Genomic DNA, 18542 nt, shown 5'->3' with positions numbered 1-18542 from the left:
GACAAGACCTCTTATACAAGACCCGCAATGATGGCGCGCAGGGTCGCAATACCGTCGCCTTTTTCCGACGAGGTCATTACGATCTCTGGAAAAGCAGCCGGATGCTTCGACAGCGCTGCACGAACTTGCGTCAGGATCGCCTCGCGATCTGATTCCTTCACCTTGTCAGCCTTGGTCATGACGCATTGAAACGTCACGGCAGAACTGTCTAGCAATGCCATGATTTCTTCATCCACAGGTTTCACGCCGTGGCGGCAATCGACCAGCACAAAGGCCCGTCGCAAGGTTTGCCGACCGGACAAGTACCTCTTCAGCAGCCGTTGCCATTTTTCCACAACGGCAAGGGGCGCGTTCGCATAGCCATAGCCGGGCAGGTCGACGAGGAAACGCTCTTCACCCAGGCTGAAATAGTTTATTTCCTGCGTCCGTCCCGGTGTGTTCGAAGCGCGTGCGATCCCCTTGCGCCCAGTCAGCGCATTGATCAGGCTGGATTTCCCGACGTTTGAACGACCGGCAAAGCAGACCTCGATCCGATCGGCGTCTGGCAGGCCGTCCATCGCGACGACGCCTTTCACGAAATCGACGGGCCCAGCGAACAGCAGGCGCCCTTTCTCTGCGGTTTGCGGATCGGGTTCTTCTACGAGGGGGAAGGGAAGGGTGATCACAGCAGTTCCGCTTTCTGTCCAAGGGTGACGGTGCCGTCAGTGATGACGCGCGCCTTCACGCCAAAATCGATATGACCCCAGGTCTTGCGCAAAACCTGCAAGGTATTGATGTCGCGTTCCCCGGTTGCGGGGTTTGTCTCGGTCGCGCGGCAGCGGTCTATCCGCTCGCTCACTTCCAGGACGGCATCGCCAATCTTCAGTCGACGACCAGGCCAGTCAAGCTCTTCCCACGCCGCCAAACCGTCGATCCACAGATTGCCACGAAACCGGCGGGGATCAAGATCTGTGCCACAGGCTTCTGACAGCGCAGCCAGCGAGGCTGTTCCTATGATCGAGACACAGGCGTAGGGAGCGTCGCTCATGCCCTCCTCAGGCGCTCTGATCAGGTCTCCGAGGGCAGGGCGGTCCGCGGGCCAGAGGCCGCCGAGCCATTCAACGAGCAATTTGCCGTCCCGTGCCGGGTTTACCGACAGGGCACCTGCGTCCGGATGTGACAGATGAATCACATCGCCCTCGGTACGCGCCATTATCGCCATCAGTTGTGGACCGTTGCAGCCCCGCGCGAACAGGTTGCATTTCTGCCAGCCACCGGTGTCTTTTGCGTCCCCGGTCAGCAGCGCCCATGCCCGGTCGCCGGGCAGGGGCCTGTCAGATGTCAGGGCCGCGCTCTCCAGCGGTTCGGCACCGATTCCCTTGATCGGATACCGCCAGATCTGCGCGACCCTGCCCATGTCACTTGGTGCCTTTGCCGTCGGCGGGCTTTTTCCCGACAAAGGGGATGGCGTTCTTGATGTTGCCAAACACGTCCGGTTTGTAGCCATGGCTGCGCATGATCAGGTACTGCTGCGTGAAGGTGATCGTGTTGTTGGTGATCCAGTACAGCACCAGGCCGCTCGCAAAGCGTCCAAGCATGAACATGAAGACCCAGGGCATCCAGGCAAAGATCATCTGCTGCGCGGGATCTGCGGGCGCCGGGTTCAGACGCTGTTGCAGCCACATGGAAATCCCCAGCAGGATTGGCAGCGCGCCGAGGCTGATGATGTGGAATATGCTTTCCGGGCCAGGGGTGGCATAGGGCAGCAGGCCGAACAGGTTCAGGATGGACGACGGATCAGGCGCACTCAGGTCGTGAATCCAGCCGATCCACGGTTGATGGCGCAGTTCCAGCGTGACGAAAATCACCTTGTAGAGCGAGAAGAAGATCGGGATCTGCAACAGCACCGGCAGACAACCCGCAGCTGGGTTGACCTTTTCTGCCTTGTACATTGCCATCATTTCCTTCTGAAGCTTCTGACGGTCGTCGCCCGCCTTCTTCTTCATCTCTTCCATGCGCGGTTGAAGTTCCTTCATCTTGGCCATGGAAGCGTAGGATTTGTAGGCCAGCGGGAACAACAATGCCTTGAGGAAAATGGTCATCACGATGATCGACCAGCCCATGTTGCCGATAAAGCTGTGCAACCAGTGGATCAGCCAGAAGATCGGCTTGGTCAGGAAAAAGAACCAACCCCAGTCGATCGAGTCGATAAAGCGGGTGACACCCTGTGCCTCGTAGGCCTTGATCGTTTCCCATTCCTTGGCGCCGGAGAACAGCTGCGTATCGACGTCATAGGTTTGACCCGGTGCAATCTCTGCATTCCCCAGAACGGCTTCGGTCTGATAGATGTTGGGACTTTCGTAGTATTTGACGGTCGAGCGGAAGGGTTGATCACCAGGGATCAGCGTCGACATCCAGTAGTGCTCGGTAAAGCCGACCCAGCCACTCTCGCTCACTTCGATGCGACTGGCGCGGGCGCCTTCGCGCGGGTCCTGGTCAAGCTTGTCGATCTTCTTGTAGGTTTCTTCTTCCAGCTGGCCGTCCGACATCCGGATCAGGCCCTCGTGCACGACAAAGAAGTTCTGCAAGTCCGTCGGCTGTCCGTGGCGCCGCAGCAGACCGTATGGGCGCAGTGCCACGCCCGCGTCGCCGGTATTTTCCACCGATTGGGCGATGTTGAACATGAACTTGTCGTCCACCGAATATGTCTGGTGGAAGATCAGACCCTGGCCGTTGTCCCAACTGAGTGTCACAGGGGTTTCCGGCGTCAGGACAGAGCCGCTCTCGATGCTCCAGGGTGTATCGGCGCCGGGCACTGCGTCTGCGGAAACATTTGTGCCCGGGATCCAGCCGTAAACGGCATAATAGGCATCCGTCGGGCTGCCTTGCGGGCGAAACAGGGTCACGTCCGGCGAATCCGGCTCCAGGGTCTCGCGATAATTTTTCAGGCTCAGGTCATCAATGCGACCGCCTACAAGGGCGATTGAACCCGAAAGGCTAGGTGTATCGATTTTGATCCGCGGGGACTCTGCCACGGGCGAGGTCGGGCTGACCGAAGAGGCAGAGGTTTCGCCTGGTGTGCCGGCAGGAGACAAGCTGCTGTTGTCGCTGCCTGTCGGGTCCACGGCCGTGCCGACGTCACTTTGCGTGACCTGCGCCGGTGTTTGTTCCGGGGCCTGCTCGGGTGGCGGGAATGCCACGAACCAGATGATGACAACGACAAAGCTGAGTACCGTCGCCAGAATGAGGTTCTTGTTCTGATCGTCCATCGCGCTGCGCCACCCTTGGTATTTGCGGTACGGGAATTTGGTCTTGGGGCGTTCAACCTGTCACTGGCCCAAAGGTCAAGGCCCTTCGCCGATTCCGCGACATCACAGACACCGGCTTTCAAGGGAAATCGTGGCGAAATCGACCAAGGGCGGACAAGACGAAGCGCGCCAAAAGCACCTTGGCTGGCGCGGACGCAGCGCCTGTCTTTCGCCGCGCATCCCCCTTGCCGATAACAGAACCGCTCAACCCGATTTCGCCGCTGGTTCGGCGATCGCCAAAAGGTAGGGCAACGTTATTGTTCATCCCGGCCGGGAGCCACGCCAGATTCGTTGCCGTTAATAAAGCGTTTACAACGGCCTAGGGCGGCTAGCGGAATTGCAGGAGGGCAACCCCGAGGTGCCGCTCTACGCGAGGCGGTGAACAAGGCACTCGATCAAAAGCTTGTTCGGGATGGATGCGATAACCAAAGACGCCTGTGTTCGCCAAAATGGCTTGCTCCGCCGAGCGCTAGAGATCAAGTTTGAACGGGTCGCCGCGGGGGCGATGGACCAGCACAAGTGATCTTGGCGCACGCAAATTTGTGTCACGGGGGCGAGAAAGGCCGTTGCCTTCACATCCTCGTGGTTTTCCCCCTTTACCCAGGACTGTCACAGAGTTCGGCCATGTGCTGCATTGCCTGATGTCGTACTTTTCAACTTTCGCGCAAATAGTATCTTGCCTGACCGGCTTGCCGTTTCGGCGGGGGGACGGTCAATCGCCACGTGGGGAAGATCAAGCTACAATCTGCAGGCTCCTAACCGGTGTCGCGGCCAAATTTCGGGGCCTTGATCAAGCCGGCGTGATGGGTGCGGACCCACTCGGCCGTCTGTTCGAACGGCATTGGTCGCGCAACTTCGAAGCCCTGGACATGGCCGCACCCGAGCTGCGCCAGCGTTGCGTGTTCGCCCGGCGTTTCGACCCCTTCCGCCAGGGTCGACAGGCCCAGTCTCTCGGCCATTGTCAGAATCGCGGACACCATACGCTGCTGGTCGATATCCTTGTCGACCTTCATCACGAAACTGCGGTCGATCTTGAGGCGCTCGACGGAAAATCGCCGGATGGAGGAAATCGAGGCATGTCCGGTGCCAAAGTCATCCAGATCGATCTTGCAGCCCAGCTTGGCCAAGCCATTGATATTGCGCGAAACGACATCCTCGGGGGAATCGGCAACGACCGTCTCCAGCACCTCGACCGCCAGCCGGCCCGGTTTCAGCCCATATCGGTCAAGCTGCCAGCGCACCTTTTCCATCAGCCGGGGATTGCGTAATTCGTCCGACGCAAAGTTGACCCCCACCTGGGGCACCGTCAGACCGAGTTCGTCCCAACGTCGCAAGGCGATCAGCGACTGGACCAGCATCAGGTCGCCGAGCCTCTCCATTTGGCCGGAATGCTGGATGACGGGCAGAAACTCGGCAGGCGAGATCAACCCGCGGTCAGGGTGGCACCAACGTGCCAACGCTTCAAACCCAGACACCAGACCGGTATCCGTACATAATTGTGGCTGAAAGAACGGCACGATCTGCCCATTTTCCAGCGCGGCGGAAACTTCGTCTGTCAGGATGGTGCGCGCCTGGTGCGTACGTTGCATGTCGGCGGAAAAGGACCGGATCGCAGAGGGCGCGAAACGCAGGGCTTCGCTCAAGGCATTCTGTGTTGCCCCGACAAGAGAGGACCCCGTGGGTAACGGTGAACGACTGCCCAGGCAAAATCCGATCGAGCACGACAGGTAGACCGTGGTGGCATCCAGCGACAGCGGATCCTCGACCACCGATTGCAGGCGAGAGGCCAGCTGGATCGTTGTTTCCAGGTCGACATTCGTGACCGGCGCGACACCGATGCCAAAGGTGGCCGGGGCAATCTTGCAGAGGGCGTCGTCGTCACGCAGTGCCCGGCGAAGCCGTTGGGCAGTCCTGTTCAACACGTCTTCAGTGGCGGCTGGACCGTATCTATCGGAAAAAACATCGAAATCATCGATCTGGACCATGAGGCAGGCAGTCTTGCGGCCAGAAGTTCCCTGCTGCGACAGCGCAGCATCCATGGCAATGTCCAGATTGTCCCGCATCCCCAGCCCGGTCACCAGGTCACGACTATGGGGCGGCAAAGTGCGACCGCCGCGCAGACCGGCAAGCACACCGTACACTACCGAAAGGCTCAGCGCCGTTGCGACCAGCGCGGCCTCTCCTGCCAGCCAGAAGGAAACGAGGCAAGTGGCGGGGATGAAGGCAAGCATCTGGACTCCGGTCAGCACCTTGTGCACCCGGAGCCGAAACCTCGCCAATGTCGTACCCGTCAGTCCTGCCATGTCAGTGTGCCCCATCGTCGTCGTCAGGCACGCTAGTTCGAGAACTTCAACAGCGGTTTAACGTAGGCGCGGAATCGCGTCTTCCTCTGTCTGACGCTGCCCCAGTGCCAGGCCGGCAAAGTCGAATAATTTGGGGTCAAGCAGATGAGAGGGGCGGGCATTCATCAGCGCGCGGAACATCACCTGACGGCGCCCGGGGCTGTTTCGCTCCCATCCGTCAAGGATCTGTTTGACCTGCTGACGCTGCAATCCATCCTGAGATCCGCACAGATCACAGGGGATAATAGGGTATTTCATCGCGTTTGCGAATTTCTCGCAATCCACTTCTGCAACGTGCGCCAGCGGGCGATACAGAAACAGGTCGCCTTCCTCGTTCACCAGTTTCGGTGGCATTGTCGCCAATCGCCCACCGTGAAACAGGTTCATGAAAAATGTCTCTAGAATGTCGTCGCGGTGATGCCCCAACACAACCGCCGTACATCCTTCTTCGCGTGCGATCCGGTACAAGTTGCCGCGTCTCAGTCTTGAACACAGCGCACAATACGTCCGACCGGCGGGAACCTTGTCCATCACGATGGAATAGGTGTCCTGGTATTCGATGCGGTGCGCGACGCCCATCTTTTCCAGGAATTCGGGCAGCACAGTCGCGGGAAATCCCGGCTGCCCTTGGTCCAGGTTGCAGGCAACCAGTTCCACGGGCAGCAGGCCACGCCATTTCAATTCATGGAGAACGGCCAGCAAGGTATAGCTGTCCTTGCCGCCGGACAGGCAGACCAACCACTTGCCGCCGCGTTCGACCATACCGTATTGCTCGATCGCTTCGCGGGTCTGGCGTACGATCCGCTTGCGCAACTTGCGAAATTCGGTCGAAGAGGGCGCCCCATGAAAGAGCGGGTGAATGTCATCGCCGTCGTCGAGCATGGCCCGGCACTCCCAAAAAGGATGAAATCATGGGGCTTCAGACCCCAAGTATGATGTCTCTGTCTATCAAACCCTCGGCCCTATTCCCATGGACAAGTGCGCGAGTGCAATGAGCAGGTGAGCGCGCCGGAACGCCGGTCACTCGGCCCGGACCATTGACCGGCGCCTCAGTCGGGCACATCGTCCACCCCCATGCCACCCCATGGGTGGCACCGGGCGACGCGGCGTATCGACAGCCACAACCCCTTGATCCCGCCATGTTTGTCCAAGGCTTCAAGGATGTAGGCGGAACAGGTCGGATCATAGCGGCAATTGTGCCCGACCCAGGGGGAGAAGATGGCCCGATAGGCGCGGATGGGCAGGGCGAGTGTCCACGCCAGCGGGGTCACTTCCGCTTGCCCTTCGGCCGGTGCGGACGAGGCGTGTCACCCTGTCCTGCATGCAGCCGCTCAAGCGCCGTTCGCAGATCGGCGATCAGCTGATCGAAGGGGCGTTCGGCGGTGGCATCCTTGCGACCGACCAGCACGTAATCCCACCCGGGCTGCGCCATCTCGGGTAAGACGGCACGGGCGACTTCGCGCAGCCGCCTCTTGGCGCGGTTGCGCGCCACGGCATTCCCGACCTTCTTGGAGCAGGTAAAGCCGACGCGGATTACATCAGGTACGTCCGCGCTCGGCTCATCGTCTTGCCGCTTGCGCGCCTGGACCAGCATTGCCGCGCCACCGTGCCGCTTGGCCCGCGCCGCCAGCAGAAAGTCCGACCGCTTGATCATGATGTTCAAAACGCCCGACCGCCGAAACCCGTGCACGGTATCGGCGTTGACCGTTTCGACCCTCGCCACGCCCTGATTTGCAGAGACGCGGTCAGGACAGGCGGAAGCAGTCGCATCCGCACATGACGAAACCGCCGACGCCTTCGCCGTGGGTTCCGCATGTGCGGAAGGGGGCGGGGCATTCGGCGGTGTCATGTTCAGAACCGCTTCCGTACTGGAAGGGCTGGCGCGAAACTTACGCGCTCAGCGACTTGCGGCCACGTGCGCGACGTGCGTTCAGGATTTTCCGGCCGGCTTTGGTTGCCATGCGTGCGCGGAAGCCGTGGCGCCGCGAGCGGACCAGGTTCGAAGGTTGGTAGGTGCGTTTCATCGCTCCGTCTCCGTTTGTATCCCCGCCGGCAGTCCACCGGGGCGTGTCTGTGATCCTTTGCGCAAATGCCCCGGTCAAGAGGCAGGCCCGCTCAGGAAAGGGCAAAGCGGGTGCAATCCGGGAATCGCCCCGAGGCCCGCGCATATGTGAAGCCCGGTCTATAAGAAGGCGTTGTCCTGTTGTCAAACCCGCAGCCGGAGTTTTGGCAGAGATTTCTGCGATCAATGCCTGATCGGCCTTCGTGCTGCGCGCGCACCGAAGGGCGCCAACCGTCGCACCCGTCGCTGTTCGGGTGAAATGGGCTGTCTGACCCACACGATCACCCCGCCCCGGACCAATGTGCCATGATCGCCTGCACAGACAAATTCGGGCGGTTTCCCCACGCAGGCATGTTCCTGCCCTATCTTGGCGCCGCAGAACTGGCTAAATGCCTCGCAAGCGCCTAGTTTGTACAGAGATTTCCCGGTAACCAATGGGGCTGGCGGTCGTTGTCACGATCCCGCCCCCAGTCTTGTGGGCAAAGCGCGTCATGTTCCGTTCGCTATCCGGCCGCTTCCTGATCCTCACGGCGATCTTCGTGATCCTGGCCGAGGTGCTCATCCTCGTCCCGTCCATTGCCCGCTTTCGCGAGGATTACCTCCTGTCGCGGTTGGAGCGGGCGCAGATCGCGTCGCTTGCCCTGCTGGCCGATGACATGATCTCGCCCGATCTGGAGCAGGAGCTGCTGCGCAACGCCGAAGTCTACAACGTCGTGCTGCGCCGGGACGAGGCGCGCCAACTTGTCCTGTCGTCTCCGGTACCGGGGCCGGTGACCGATACCTTCGACCTGCGGAACCCCACGGCGGCAGAGCTGATCCGCGAGGCGATCGTGACCCTGTGGCGACCGGAAAACCAGGTCATCCGCGTGATCGGCAATCCCGTGCGCGAGGCAGGCTTGCTGATCGAGGTGACGATGCCGACCGGCCCGCTGCGTGCCGCGATGCTGGAATACGGTATCAACATGTTCTTCCTGTCTGCCGTCTTCTCGATCTTTACCGCTGTGCTGCTGTTCCTGGCCGTGCGCAGTTTCATCCTTCGCCCCATCAAGGGCGTCATCAATCACATGCACGTCTACGCCGAAGACCCGGAGGATACCCGCCGCATCATCGAACCCTCGGCCTCGGTGCGGGACCTGCACGAGGCTGAGGTCGCGCTGCATGACCTGCAAACCCAGTTGACCGGTGCGTTGCGGCAAAAGGAACGGCTCGCCCAACTGGGGTCGGCCGTGGCCAAGATCAGCCATGACCTTCGCAACATCCTGACGTCTGCGCAGCTGTTCACCGACCGGCTCGAGATTTCCGAAGATCCTGCCGTCAAGCGCCTTGCACCAAAGGTCATCAACTCGATCACCCGCGCCGTCAACTTGTGCGAGGCAACGCTGGCCTTCGGTCGGGCCGAAGAACCCGCTCCGCGATTGTCACAGGTCGCCCTTATCGACGTCGTGGGCGATGTGATCGACAGCGAACGCCTTGCGGTGGGAGAGCATGACATTTCCTTTGCCGAGGATATTCCGGCAACACTTCGCCTGCGTGCCGACCCTGAGCAACTTTACCGCGTGATCTTCAACTTGGTCCGCAACGCGAGGCAGGCGATCGAGAACACCGGCGCGCCCGGCGAAATCGGCGTTTCGGCCGAAGAGACCGACAGTCACTGGCTCATTCGTGTATCTGATACCGGCCCCGGCCTGCCGCCCAAGGCGCGCGAAAACCTGTTCACTCCGTTTCAGGGTGGAGCCCGCAAGGGAGGGACGGGCCTCGGGCTGGTGATCTCTGCGGAACTCATGCGTGGCCACGGTGGCCAGATCGAGATGGAGCGTACGGGCCCCGACGGGACTGCCTTCCTCATTCTGCTGCCAAAGGAAATCACGGGCGTCGGAATCGCGGCGCGTTGATCCGACCTGATGCGGCACGACCCGGTGCGCCGACCTGGCGCCCGGCATTTTCTTCGATATTCTCTGGTGCGGAATTTTTGTACAAACCCAACACAGCAAGGGCCCGATGGCGGCGGCGGTCTTCGCGTCGCAGAATTTTCATTTTTTGTCCTTGCATCGCCGAAACCTACGGGCTAAATGCCGCGCAACGCACCGATAGCTCAGCTGGATAGAGTACTTGACTACGAATCAAGGGGTCGGGGGTTCGAATCCTCCTCGGTGCACCATTCTCCCACTTTAAGACATCCAGCAGAGCAGGCATTTCAGTCTTCCGGCTGATTCTGCGCTTAAATCTCTGCATCCCGCTACAGTTTTCGTTGTCAGCGGAGTGCTGCTACGGGTCAAAACTTCCATGCGAGATGGTTTTCTTCTCGCCTCGGATAGGCGGGCGCGACTTCGTTGAACAAGAGGATTGAGCGGGGAAGGTAAGGGGGCTGGCCGGTCTGGCCCCATCGGACTGGTCCCTGTGCCAACACGCGCAAAGGTCGGGGCAGGGGGCGCGTTTTCATGCAGCCCGACGACGCCGAACTGTCGAATGAGAACATTTCCGAGGCCAAGCAAAGCATTAGCTGCGGTTAAGCGCCCGCTACTACCCTTCGTCGCAACATGCCGAAGGTCGAAACCCCATCGAAGTGTATCCGCGATCAGCAAGGGTTCACCTCAGGGCAGGTCGATCTTCTGCACATTTCCTCTCGTCCTGACACGCCGAAGGTCGAAACCCCATCGAACCGATCCACCACCCGAAAGACGTCCGCCTTGCGAGCATCTGTCGGAGAGAATTGATCGATCAGCCATTCTTGTCCCGAACGCCATCTTTGCCATTCGAGAGGCGTGATGACCGGACCGAGGCGCGCCCTGCGGCGCACGGCCCCTCGGTTTCCTCGTTTGCCCATTTTGTCCTGACGCCACGCGTTTTGCTGAGGGAAAGCGGCAGCTCCGAACCTGTCTTGCGAATTTCGGTCCCTATTTCCCCTGCTTTCACCTCTCCTACCGCAGCCGCCAACGACGCTGCTGCGCGTTTCAGGTCGTGTTGGATGCCTTGCGGGAATAGACGCACCAGGCAGGCTGAGGTCATGACCGGTGTGCACCTGGCCGCAATCGAGCTTTCGACGCAAAGCCGAGGACCCGTGAAGGGGCGGCGGTCGCGAAAAGGCATAGCCGCGCCGCCAACGCCGCATCCGTGTTTGCCTTTTCGGCAATCGCCAGTCGTGTCTTGCGGACATTGCACGACGGCATCTTGTCTGCGCTGAACACCTAGGTCATGAATGTTATGACCGGATCTTGCCGGGTGGCAGACACTTGCCTTCCCACCCCGTGGCCCCGCCGCTTTTTGCGCACGGACACAGTGTGGGTAAGGCGCTGCCCTCGGTCTCACCTGAGCATCTGCTGCATGTCAGGGACACCGGGGCGGCACGACGCATCCCTTTGCCGGGCAATTCCCCGCGCGCCGCATATCCTGGCGCGCAGCGCCCACGCCGAGGCGAAATTGTTCGCAGAGGTCCCCGTCGGCGATCTCGGCTGCGATGTGCTGGACGGTGGCGCGCCTCGCAATCCTCACTTCATCGAACCCGTCGCCACGGCAACCGTCGGGCCGGCATCGGTTCGACCCGTCGGCCCTGCTTTGGATTGGCGTTTCGAAAAGCTGGCCCCGAACGGACAGCCTGCGCCGCACCGCTTCGAAATTCCGATTTTCAGCCCGATCAGCGATCAGCGATCAGCGTTCGGCCAGGCTTGCACTGCTCCTCCGTTCCCAGGTTGCGCGGTAACCTGAACCAGATCGTCGTGCCCGGGTTCGGGCCGTCGGGGGCGTTGCTGTCAGGCGCGCTGCACCAGATCGTGCCGCCGTGGTGTTCGACGATCCGTTTGCAGGTCGCCAGCCCCAATCCCGAACCGGGTATCGTATCGGTTGGATGCAAACGGCGAAACGGCTCGAACATCGCCTCACGAAAGCTGTCAGGCACCCCGATCCCATTGTCGCTGACGCTGAACAACAGGTGGTCGGCACCGTCGGGGGCCACGTTCAGGCGGACATGCGGCCGCACCCCGATGGCAAACTTGATCGCATTGGCCACAAGGTTCTGGATCAGTTGCGCGATCTGCGGCGGGCTACAGGCGATATCATAGGGGCCGGGGGTAACCTCGACATGCGCATCCGCCTGCACGATCGTACGCCGCAGCGCCGTCATCGCCCGATCGCTCAGATCGTCTGCCGTCACCTTTTCGATGCGCGGCTGCCTGTCGGTCTGGATCAGGGCAGACAGGCTGTCGACCAGCTCTGCCATCTGGCGCGCTGACTTCTGCAACATCGCCAGCTCTTGCTGTGCCGCTTCCGTATCTCCTTCGCGCAGGCTCTCCGACAGCAGCTCGGCCATGCAGGACACCTGCACGATCGGTGCCCTGAAATCATGTACCAGAACATTGGCAAAGGTGGTCAGGTCGCGCCGTTGCTGTTCGATTTTCCATCGCATCAACGCGGTTTCCCGGCCCACCTTGATGATCCGTCGCACCGCTCCCTCGGTCAGGTTGGCCTTTGCAATATAGTCGACCGCACCCTGCATGATGGCTGATTTCGCCAGGTCCTCGCGGCCCGCGTCCATGGTCAGGATGATGGCGCACTTGGGGTGTTTGCCCAGCAAGGCGTCAATTGCGCGGGTGACATCGCCCTGCGGCACCTGGTCGTCCAGGAAAATGACGTCCAGTCCCTCAGCATGTGCGCTCAGCGCCGTCTCGGCCGTGTCTGCCTGCAAGATCTGCACATCGGGGTCGGTCGCGCGGATCAGCTGCTGCAAACGCTGCCGGTCGTCTCCGTTCGTATCGATCAGCAGCACCCGCGTCGGCATCAGCGCGGCCCCGGCATCCGCGCGGGGCAGGGCCGCAGGCTCCCCGCACCAGCGGCGCTGTGCGGCCCGGTCAGGGTCTGTCGGTTCGCTCTGAAACCCGTCATTTCCATCCTCGCTGTCCGCCAGAGGGCAGGGCGCCGCCCAAGTCATATGCCGCGCGGGGTTATCAGAAGGTGAACGTGCCTGACCTGCGGTTCGGAATGCACCTCGCACGGCCTGTCCTCCGGGGGGGGGGGGCATCGGGCGCGCGAAGTGGCACCTGCCTGTCCGAGACCCAGGGCCAACCAGGCCCCCGCACCAAAGGCGCACTTGGCCCGGTCGCACCGATGGTCTAGCGTCGCCGGCGACCCCGGATGCCTCCGGGCCCAAATGAACCCGAGCCATAGGACCCCACCATGGAAATGAGCGACAGCCGTGTCATCCGCGCCCCCCGAGAAACCGTTTTTGCCGCGCTCCTGTCACCGCAGGTGTTGCAGGAATGCGTGCCCGGTGCCCAGGATGTCACCGGAACGCCGGAAGAGGGCTTCGAGGCGACGGTCGTGCAGAAGGTTGGTCCGGTAAAGGCCACGTTCAAGGGGGCCGTCGTCGTCTCCGATCTGGTGCTGAACGAAAAGCTGACCCTTTCGGGCGAAGGCAAGGGGGGCGCCGCAGGGTTCGCCAAGGGCGGCGCGGCGGTGCGCCTGGAAGATCACGCCGACGGGACGGAGTTGTTCTACGACGTCGAGGCCAAGGTCGGAGGCAAGCTCGCACAACTCGGCAGCCGCATCATCGACGGCTTTGCCAAGAAGATGGCCGACCAGTTCTTCACGCGTTTCCAGGAGGTGCTCGAAGCGCCGCGGGATGGCGACACCGCACCTGCCGAGGCAGAAGAGGCATCCGTCGCGGAAAAGAAGGGGTGGCTCAGCCGCATCCGGGGCAGCTGAACCGGCGCAGGGCTGGCCTCACCGCTTGGCGCGCAGGGTCGTTTCCTGTCGATCCGCCTGCTCCACGCGCTCGCGGGTGCAGGATCCGCCGGCCCGCCAGTCCTGGCGGCTTCGATCGGCCCTCTCATCCGCCGCAGGTCGCCCAGGCCCAGGGACAGGCCCAGCGACAGCGCCCGCAAATCGGTTTTCGCACCAAGGCAGGCACGGTTGTGTGAAATGGCACAATGAAACTGCTCACGTTCCGTCCTATGTGCGTATTCGATCCCTTATTGGGGAAATTGACACAGCGGTAGGGGATGACAATGGCTGCGATCCTGCAGGTCCGTGACCTGAAGAAAACCTATGAGGGCGGGTTCGAAGCCCTCAAGGGCATAGCGCTCGATATAGAAACCGGAGAAATCATCGCCCTGCTCGGTCCGAACGGGGCAGGCAAGACGACGTTGATCTCGACGATCTGCGGCATAACCGAGCCGACGTCGGGGACGGCGAGCGTCGGTGGACATGACATTCAGCGCGACTACCGCAAGGCGCGCGCCATGATCGGGCTCGTTCCGCAAGAGATCAATCTCGAACCGTTCAGCATGGTCGAGGACAACCTGCACTTTTCCCGCGGGCTTTTCGGCAAGCCGCGCGACGAGGCCCTGGTCGAAAGCATCCTCAAACGCCTGTCGCTCTGGGACAAGCGCCGCGCGCGGGTGCGCGAACTCTCAGGCGGGATGAAGCGTCGGGTGCTGATCGCCAAGGCCCTGGCACATGAACCGAGGGTCCTCTTCCTGGACGAACCCACCGCTGGCGTCGACGTCGGTCTGCGCAAGGACATGTGGGAAACCGTCGCTCAGCTGAAGTCCGAAGGCGTCACCATCATCCTCACGACCCACTATATCGAGGAAGCCGAGGCAATGGCTGACCGCGTGGGCGTGATCCGCAATGGCCAGATCCTCATGGTCGAACCGACGCAGGATCTCATGCGCCGGTTCGGCCGCAAGGAACTGCGTATCGAGCTGCGCGAGCCACTGACAAGCCTGCCTGCCGAACTGGCCGACTATGAGATCGAGCTGGCGGACGAAGGGCAGACGCTCGTCTATTCCTACGATACACACGCCGACCGCACCGGCATTGCCGGATTGATGCGGTCCCTGAACGAGGCCGGCATCGTGTTGCGTGACGTGCAGACCCGTCAAAGCTCGCTCGAAGAGATCTTCGTCGATCTCGTCGCCGACAGTCGTACGCAAGGGGAGGCAAAGGCATGAACCTGCTGGCCGTAAAATCCATCTACAAATCTGAAATGGCGCGCTTCTTTCGCACGATTGGGCAAAGTTTCATTTCGCCGGTGATTTCGACGTCGCTCTATTTCGTGGTCTTCGGTGCCGCAATCGGGTCGCGCATCCAGGAGGTCGAGGGCGTGCAATACGGTGCCTTCATCGTCCCGGGGCTGATCATGCTGTCGGTCATCATGCAGTCGATTTCGAACGCGTCGTTCGGAATCTATTTTCCAAAGTTCATCGGCACCATCTTCGAATTGCTCTCGGCGCCCGTGAACTTCCTGGAAATCGTGCTGGGCTTTGTCGGCGCCGCCGCAACCAAGGCGCTTTTCATCGGACTGGTGATCCTGGGCACGGCGGCGCTTTTCGTCGACCTGACAATTCAACATCCATTGGCGATGATTGCCTTCCTAGTTTTGACGTGCCTCAGTTTCTCGCTGATGGGCTTCATCATCGGTATCTGGGCCAGGAACTTTGAACAATTGCAATTGGTGCCGCTGCTGATCGTCACGCCGCTGGTTTTCCTCGGCGGTTCCTTCTACTCGGTCACGATGCTGCCGCCCTTCTGGCAGACAGTGACGATGTTCAATCCTGTCCTCTACCTGATCTCGGGGTTCCGCTGGGCCTTCTTCGGCGTCTCCGACGTCTCCATCGGACTGAGCCTCGGGGCAATCGCCTTCTTCTTCTTCGTTTGCCTGACCATCGTGTGGTGGATTTTCAGAACTGGCTGGCGTCTGCGCGACTGATCGCAGGGGGGGCGCTGCCCCCGCGCCTGACGGCGCTCCCCCGGGGTACTTCCGGCCAGATGACGAGGGAGCCGGGGCTCTTTATCATCTGGCCGAAAATACCCCCGCCGGAGGCATCCCCAGTTGGATGTCACGTTGAGGCGTGGAAATAGTCGTATATCGTTTCCGCCAGGCTGTCCGAGACACCATCGACGGCCTTGAGATCTGACAAATTGGCGCGCGCGACGGCCTTGGCACTGCCGAAATGGGCCAGCAGGGCGCGTTTGCGGGTCGATCCGACACCTGGCACGTCGTCCAGCGGGTTTGCGGATATCTGCTTTGACCGCTTTGCGCGGTGCGTCCCGATAGCCCAGCGGTGGGCTTCGTCGCGCAGGCGTTGGATGAAGTAGAGCACAGGGTCGTTCATGCGCAGGGCAAAGGGCCGTGTTCCGGGGCGGTGGAATTCTTCCTTGCCGTGGTCACGATCGACACCCTTTGCGACGCCCACCATGGGAAGGTCCGGCACACCCATCTCGTCCAGGATCTGCTGAACCGCCGAGACTTGCCCGGCGCCACCGTCGATCAGCAGCAGGTCGGGCCAGAGGCCCTTGTCCTTTTCCGGATCTTCCTTTTGCAGGCGTTTCAGGCGACGTTTCAGGACTTCCTTCATCATGCCGAAATCGTCGCCGGGGGTCAGTTCGTCACCGCGGATGTTGTATTTGCGGTACTGGTTCTTCATGAAGCCATCGGGGCCGGCCACGATCATGCCACCCACCGCATTGGTGCCCTGAATATGCGAGTTGTCGTAGACTTCGATCCGGTTGGGCATCTCGGGCAGGCCAAAGGCGTCGGCCACTCCCTTGAGCAGCTTCGTCTGGGTGGCGCTTTCGGCCATCTTGCGGCCAAGACTTTCGCGGGCATTGCGCGCCGCCCCTTCGATCAGTTCCGCCTTTTCCCCGCGTTGCGGCACCAGCAGTTCCACCTTGCGACCGGCCTTTTCGCTTAGGGCCTCGGTCATCAGGTCCTCGTTTTCGATGGCATGGCTCAGCAGGATCTGCCGGGGTGGCTCCTTCTGGTCGTAGAACTGGCCCAGAAAGGCCTCCAGCACCTCGGCTTCGTCGATATCGGCCCCAACGCGGGGATAGAAATCCTGGTTGCCCCAGTTCTGATGCGCCCGGATGAAGAAGACCTGCACGCAGGCCTGGCCGCCCTCCAGGTGCAGCGCCACGACATCGGCCTCGCCCGTGACACGTGGGTTGATGCCTTGCGCGCTCTGGACCTGGGTCAGGGCGCGGATGCGGTCGCGCATCGCCGCTGCACGCTCGAACTCCATCGCGTCGCTGGCGGCCGCCATTTCGGCGGCGAGTTTCTCCTGCACGCCGGTGGTGCGCCCTTGCAGGAACTTCTCGGCATCCGACACGCTGGCGGCATAATCCTCTTCGCTGATGTAGCCGACGCAGGGGGCCGAGCATCGCTTGATCTGATACAGCAGGCAGGGGCGCGAGCGTCCCTCGAACATCGAGTCCGTGCAATTTCGCAGCAGGAACACCTTCTGCAACTGGTTCAGCGTCCGGTTCACCGCGCCGGCGCTGGCGAAGGGGCCGTAGTAGGCCCCTTTTGAGGTCTTGGCGCCACGGTGCTTGCGGATCTGCGGATAGGCATGGTCTTTTGCCACGAGGATGTTCGGAAAGCTCTTGTCGTCGCGCAGCAGCACGTTGTAGCGCGGCTTGAGCTGCTTGATCAGGTTCTGTTCCAGCAGCAGCGCCTCGGTCTCGGTCCGGGTCGTCAGGAACATCATGCTGGCGGTTTCGCGGATCATGCGCGCGATCCGCGCCGAGTGTCCGGTGGGGCGCGCATAGTTTGAAACACGGGCACGCAGGTTGCGGGCCTTGCCGACATAAAGCACGCGGCTTTCGGCATCCAGCATGCGGTAGACCCCGGGCGAGCTGTCCAGGGTCGCCAGGTAACCCTGGATGATCTCGTGCCCATAGGGCGCGCGCTCAGGGGGGGGCTTGGCTCGGGACTCGTCAGACATCGTTTTCCTTACGCAGCGGCAGTTTCGGGCACTTGCGATTCTCGGGCTTCACTGCAAATTTCCCGCAGGTGGCACAAGAGTAAAGGTTTCCCCCTATTCTGTGGATAAGTCTGGGGGTACTCATGGGTGAACGCGAAAAAATCGTTGTTTCAAGGCCCCTTCCTTGACCTGATTAAAAATTAGGCGCAAATGTAAGGTGTTGGAATTGCTTTGTTAAATTATTTGACGCTGCCAAGGGTCTGAAAACATTAATGATTTGGTAACGGTTTGGTGACGGTTTGCGCAGGCGTGCAAAAGTCAAATGTTTTCGGCTATTCCACGCCCTGAACATCGGGTGTTTGCCATGCGAGGTGCTGACCGCCATCGGTGCACAGCAGCTGGCCCGTGACCCCGTGCGCGGTGAGGAAATACATCAGTGCCGCGCTGATATCCTCCGGGTTGGAGCCGCGGTGCAGCACCGTGTTGTCGCGCTGTGCGCTGAAATGCTCTGGGCTCTGGCGGGCCCCCTGCAAGGTCGGACCGGGGCCGATCGCATTGACCCGGACGGCGGGTGCCAGGGCGCGTGCCGTGGTTTGCGTCAGCGCCCACAGACCCATTTTCGATACGGTGTAACTGATGAATTCCGGCGTCAGCTTGCGCACGCGCTGGTCCAGCATGTTCAGCACCAGCGCCTGCGCCTTCGGCTCGTTCCGCCGGTCACGCAGCGGTGCGGGGGCCTGGGCGGCAAAGGCCTGCGTCAGCACGAGGGGGGCGCGCAGGTTGGCCTCCATGTGCATGTCCCAGGTGGCGCGGCTGGCGCTCTCGATGTTGTCGTACTCGAACACCGAGGCGTTGTTGACCAGGCAGGTCAGCGGCCCTCCCAGACCTTCTGCGGCGCGCGCGACCAGCGTCTGCACCTCGGCTTCCCGGGTCAGGTCGGCCTGCACGGCCACGGCGCGGCGGCCCATGGCGCGGATGGTGTCGCACAGCTCCTCTGCCGCGTCGGCCGACCCGCCGTAATGCACCGCCACGTCATGTCCGTGCTCGGCCAGCGTCAGCGCCATGGCGCGGCCCAGGCGTTTTGCGGCTCCGGTCACCAGGGCGCGGGGGGCGGCGGCGGTCTCTTGCAGGGGGGGGGGGGCGTCGCTCATGGGGC

At 61.5% G+C, this 18542-nt stretch carries 15 protein-coding genes and 1 tRNA gene; 5 read left to right on the top strand and 11 right to left on the bottom strand.

Annotated elements, in window-relative coordinates:
• Window positions 1-11: 11 nt before the first annotated feature.
• The 8 genes from yihA to rpmH all read right to left on the bottom strand — a co-directional run bounded on the left by yihA (window position 12) and on the right by rpmH (window position 7653).
• On the bottom strand, window positions 12-662 hold the full coding sequence (gene yihA / locus DL237_RS07570) for a ribosome biogenesis GTP-binding protein YihA/YsxC (protein ID WP_119398502.1): 651 nt from the start codon (window positions 660-662) through the stop codon (window positions 12-14).
• On the bottom strand, window positions 662-1396 hold the full coding sequence (locus tag DL237_RS07565) for an MOSC domain-containing protein (protein WP_119398443.1): 735 nt from the start codon (window positions 1394-1396) through the stop codon (window positions 662-664). Before DL237_RS07565 ends, yihA begins: the two co-directional genes overlap by 1 nt.
• 1 nt (window position 1397) lies before the next feature.
• On the bottom strand, window positions 1398-3248 hold the full coding sequence (gene yidC, locus DL237_RS07560) for a membrane protein insertase YidC (RefSeq protein WP_119398442.1): 1851 nt from the start codon (window positions 3246-3248) through the stop codon (window positions 1398-1400).
• Between the two features lie 794 nt (window positions 3249-4042).
• Window positions 4043-5590 carry a putative bifunctional diguanylate cyclase/phosphodiesterase gene (locus tag DL237_RS07555; protein WP_233544895.1) on the bottom strand — a complete coding sequence of 516 codons (1548 nt, stop codon included), beginning with the start codon at window positions 5588-5590 and terminating at the stop codon, window positions 4043-4045.
• 57 nt (window positions 5591-5647) lie between these two features.
• Window positions 5648-6511, bottom strand: a complete 864-nt coding sequence (ttcA, locus tag DL237_RS07550) for a tRNA 2-thiocytidine(32) synthetase TtcA (RefSeq protein WP_119398440.1) — start codon at window positions 6509-6511, stop codon at window positions 5648-5650.
• 167 nt (window positions 6512-6678) lie between these two features.
• Window positions 6679-6900: a membrane protein insertion efficiency factor YidD gene (yidD, locus tag DL237_RS07545; RefSeq protein WP_119398439.1), complete on the bottom strand. Its 222-nt coding sequence runs from the start codon at window positions 6898-6900 to the stop codon at window positions 6679-6681.
• A complete protein-coding gene (rnpA, locus tag DL237_RS07540) occupies window positions 6897-7352 on the bottom strand; it encodes a ribonuclease P protein component (RefSeq protein WP_407691901.1) in 456 nt (151 codons plus the stop codon). Before rnpA ends, yidD begins: the two co-directional genes overlap by 4 nt.
• A 166-nt stretch (window positions 7353-7518) precedes the next feature.
• Window positions 7519-7653, bottom strand: coding sequence for a 50S ribosomal protein L34 (gene rpmH / locus DL237_RS07535; protein ID WP_119398437.1), 135 nt, complete (start codon window positions 7651-7653; stop codon window positions 7519-7521).
• 529 nt (window positions 7654-8182) lie between these two features.
• Here rpmH and DL237_RS07530 point away from each other — a divergent pair.
• Together DL237_RS07530 and DL237_RS07525 are read left to right on the top strand one after the other, a co-directional pair.
• Window positions 8183-9583, top strand: coding sequence for a sensor histidine kinase (locus DL237_RS07530; protein ID WP_119398501.1), 1401 nt, complete (start codon window positions 8183-8185; stop codon window positions 9581-9583).
• Window positions 9584-9772: 189 nt separating this feature from the next.
• A tRNA-Arg gene (locus DL237_RS07525) sits at window positions 9773-9849 on the top strand.
• Window positions 9850-11322: 1473 nt separating this feature from the next.
• Here DL237_RS07525 and DL237_RS07515 read toward each other — a convergent pair.
• On the bottom strand, window positions 11323-12612 hold the full coding sequence (locus DL237_RS07515) for a sensor histidine kinase (protein ID WP_149884338.1): 1290 nt from the start codon (window positions 12610-12612) through the stop codon (window positions 11323-11325).
• Between the two features lie 245 nt (window positions 12613-12857).
• Here DL237_RS07515 and DL237_RS07510 point away from each other — a divergent pair, with 245 nt between their 5' ends.
• From DL237_RS07510 to DL237_RS07500, 3 genes are all read left to right on the top strand, one after another.
• The gene (locus DL237_RS07510) at window positions 12858-13385 is read left to right on the top strand and encodes a CoxG family protein (protein ID WP_119398435.1); all 528 of its coding nucleotides are present in this window, start codon (window positions 12858-12860) and stop codon (window positions 13383-13385) included.
• Window positions 13386-13687: 302 nt separating this feature from the next.
• Window positions 13688-14635, top strand: a complete 948-nt coding sequence (locus tag DL237_RS07505; RefSeq protein WP_119398434.1) for an ABC transporter ATP-binding protein — start codon at window positions 13688-13690, stop codon at window positions 14633-14635.
• On the top strand, window positions 14632-15393 hold the full coding sequence (locus tag DL237_RS07500; RefSeq protein ID WP_119398433.1) for an ABC transporter permease: 762 nt from the start codon (window positions 14632-14634) through the stop codon (window positions 15391-15393). Before DL237_RS07505 ends, DL237_RS07500 begins: the two co-directional genes overlap by 4 nt.
• Before the next feature lie 130 nt (window positions 15394-15523).
• On the opposite strand, the gene uvrC is transcribed toward DL237_RS07500, so the two are convergent.
• A complete protein-coding gene (gene uvrC, locus DL237_RS07495; protein WP_119398432.1) occupies window positions 15524-17407 on the bottom strand; it encodes an excinuclease ABC subunit UvrC in 1884 nt (627 codons plus the stop codon).
• Between the two features lie 311 nt (window positions 17408-17718).
• On the bottom strand, window positions 17719-18537 hold the full coding sequence (locus DL237_RS07490; protein WP_119398431.1) for an SDR family oxidoreductase: 819 nt from the start codon (window positions 18535-18537) through the stop codon (window positions 17719-17721).
• Between the last annotated feature and the right edge of the window lie 5 nt (window positions 18538-18542).

Origin of the sequence: Pseudooceanicola sediminis (assembly GCF_003575965.1) — a bacterium.
Taxonomy (GTDB): Bacteria; Pseudomonadota; Alphaproteobacteria; order Rhodobacterales; family Rhodobacteraceae; genus Pseudooceanicola; species Pseudooceanicola sediminis.
This window is presented reverse-complemented; position numbering and strand designations above follow the sequence as displayed.

Excerpts from the sequence above, each read along its gene's own strand:
- DL237_RS07565 (WP_119398443.1), bottom strand. The coding sequence starts at position 1,396 with ATGGGCAGGGTCGCGCAGATCTGGCGGTATCCGATCAAGGGAATCGGT.
- yidC (WP_119398442.1), bottom strand. The coding sequence starts at position 3,248 with ATGGACGATCAGAACAAGAACCTCATTCTGGCGACGGTACTCAGCTTT.
- DL237_RS07555 (WP_233544895.1), bottom strand. The coding sequence starts at position 5,590 with ATGGCAGGACTGACGGGTACGACATTGGCGAGGTTTCGGCTCCGGGTG.
- ttcA (WP_119398440.1), bottom strand. The coding sequence starts at position 6,511 with ATGCTCGACGACGGCGATGACATTCACCCGCTCTTTCATGGGGCGCCC.
- rpmH (WP_119398437.1), bottom strand. The coding sequence starts at position 7,653 with ATGAAACGCACCTACCAACCTTCGAACCTGGTCCGCTCGCGGCGCCAC.
- DL237_RS07530 (WP_119398501.1), top strand. The coding sequence starts at position 8,183 with ATGTTCCGTTCGCTATCCGGCCGCTTCCTGATCCTCACGGCGATCTTC.
- DL237_RS07515 (WP_149884338.1), bottom strand. The coding sequence starts at position 12,612 with ATGACTTGGGCGGCGCCCTGCCCTCTGGCGGACAGCGAGGATGGAAAT.
- DL237_RS07510 (WP_119398435.1), top strand. The coding sequence starts at position 12,858 with ATGGAAATGAGCGACAGCCGTGTCATCCGCGCCCCCCGAGAAACCGTT.
- DL237_RS07505 (WP_119398434.1), top strand. The coding sequence starts at position 13,688 with ATGGCTGCGATCCTGCAGGTCCGTGACCTGAAGAAAACCTATGAGGGC.
- DL237_RS07500 (WP_119398433.1), top strand. The coding sequence starts at position 14,632 with ATGAACCTGCTGGCCGTAAAATCCATCTACAAATCTGAAATGGCGCGC.
- uvrC (WP_119398432.1), bottom strand. The coding sequence starts at position 17,407 with ATGTCTGACGAGTCCCGAGCCAAGCCCCCCCCTGAGCGCGCGCCCTAT.
- DL237_RS07490 (WP_119398431.1), bottom strand. The coding sequence starts at position 18,537 with ATGAGCGACGCCCCCCCCCCCCTGCAAGAGACCGCCGCCGCCCCCCGC.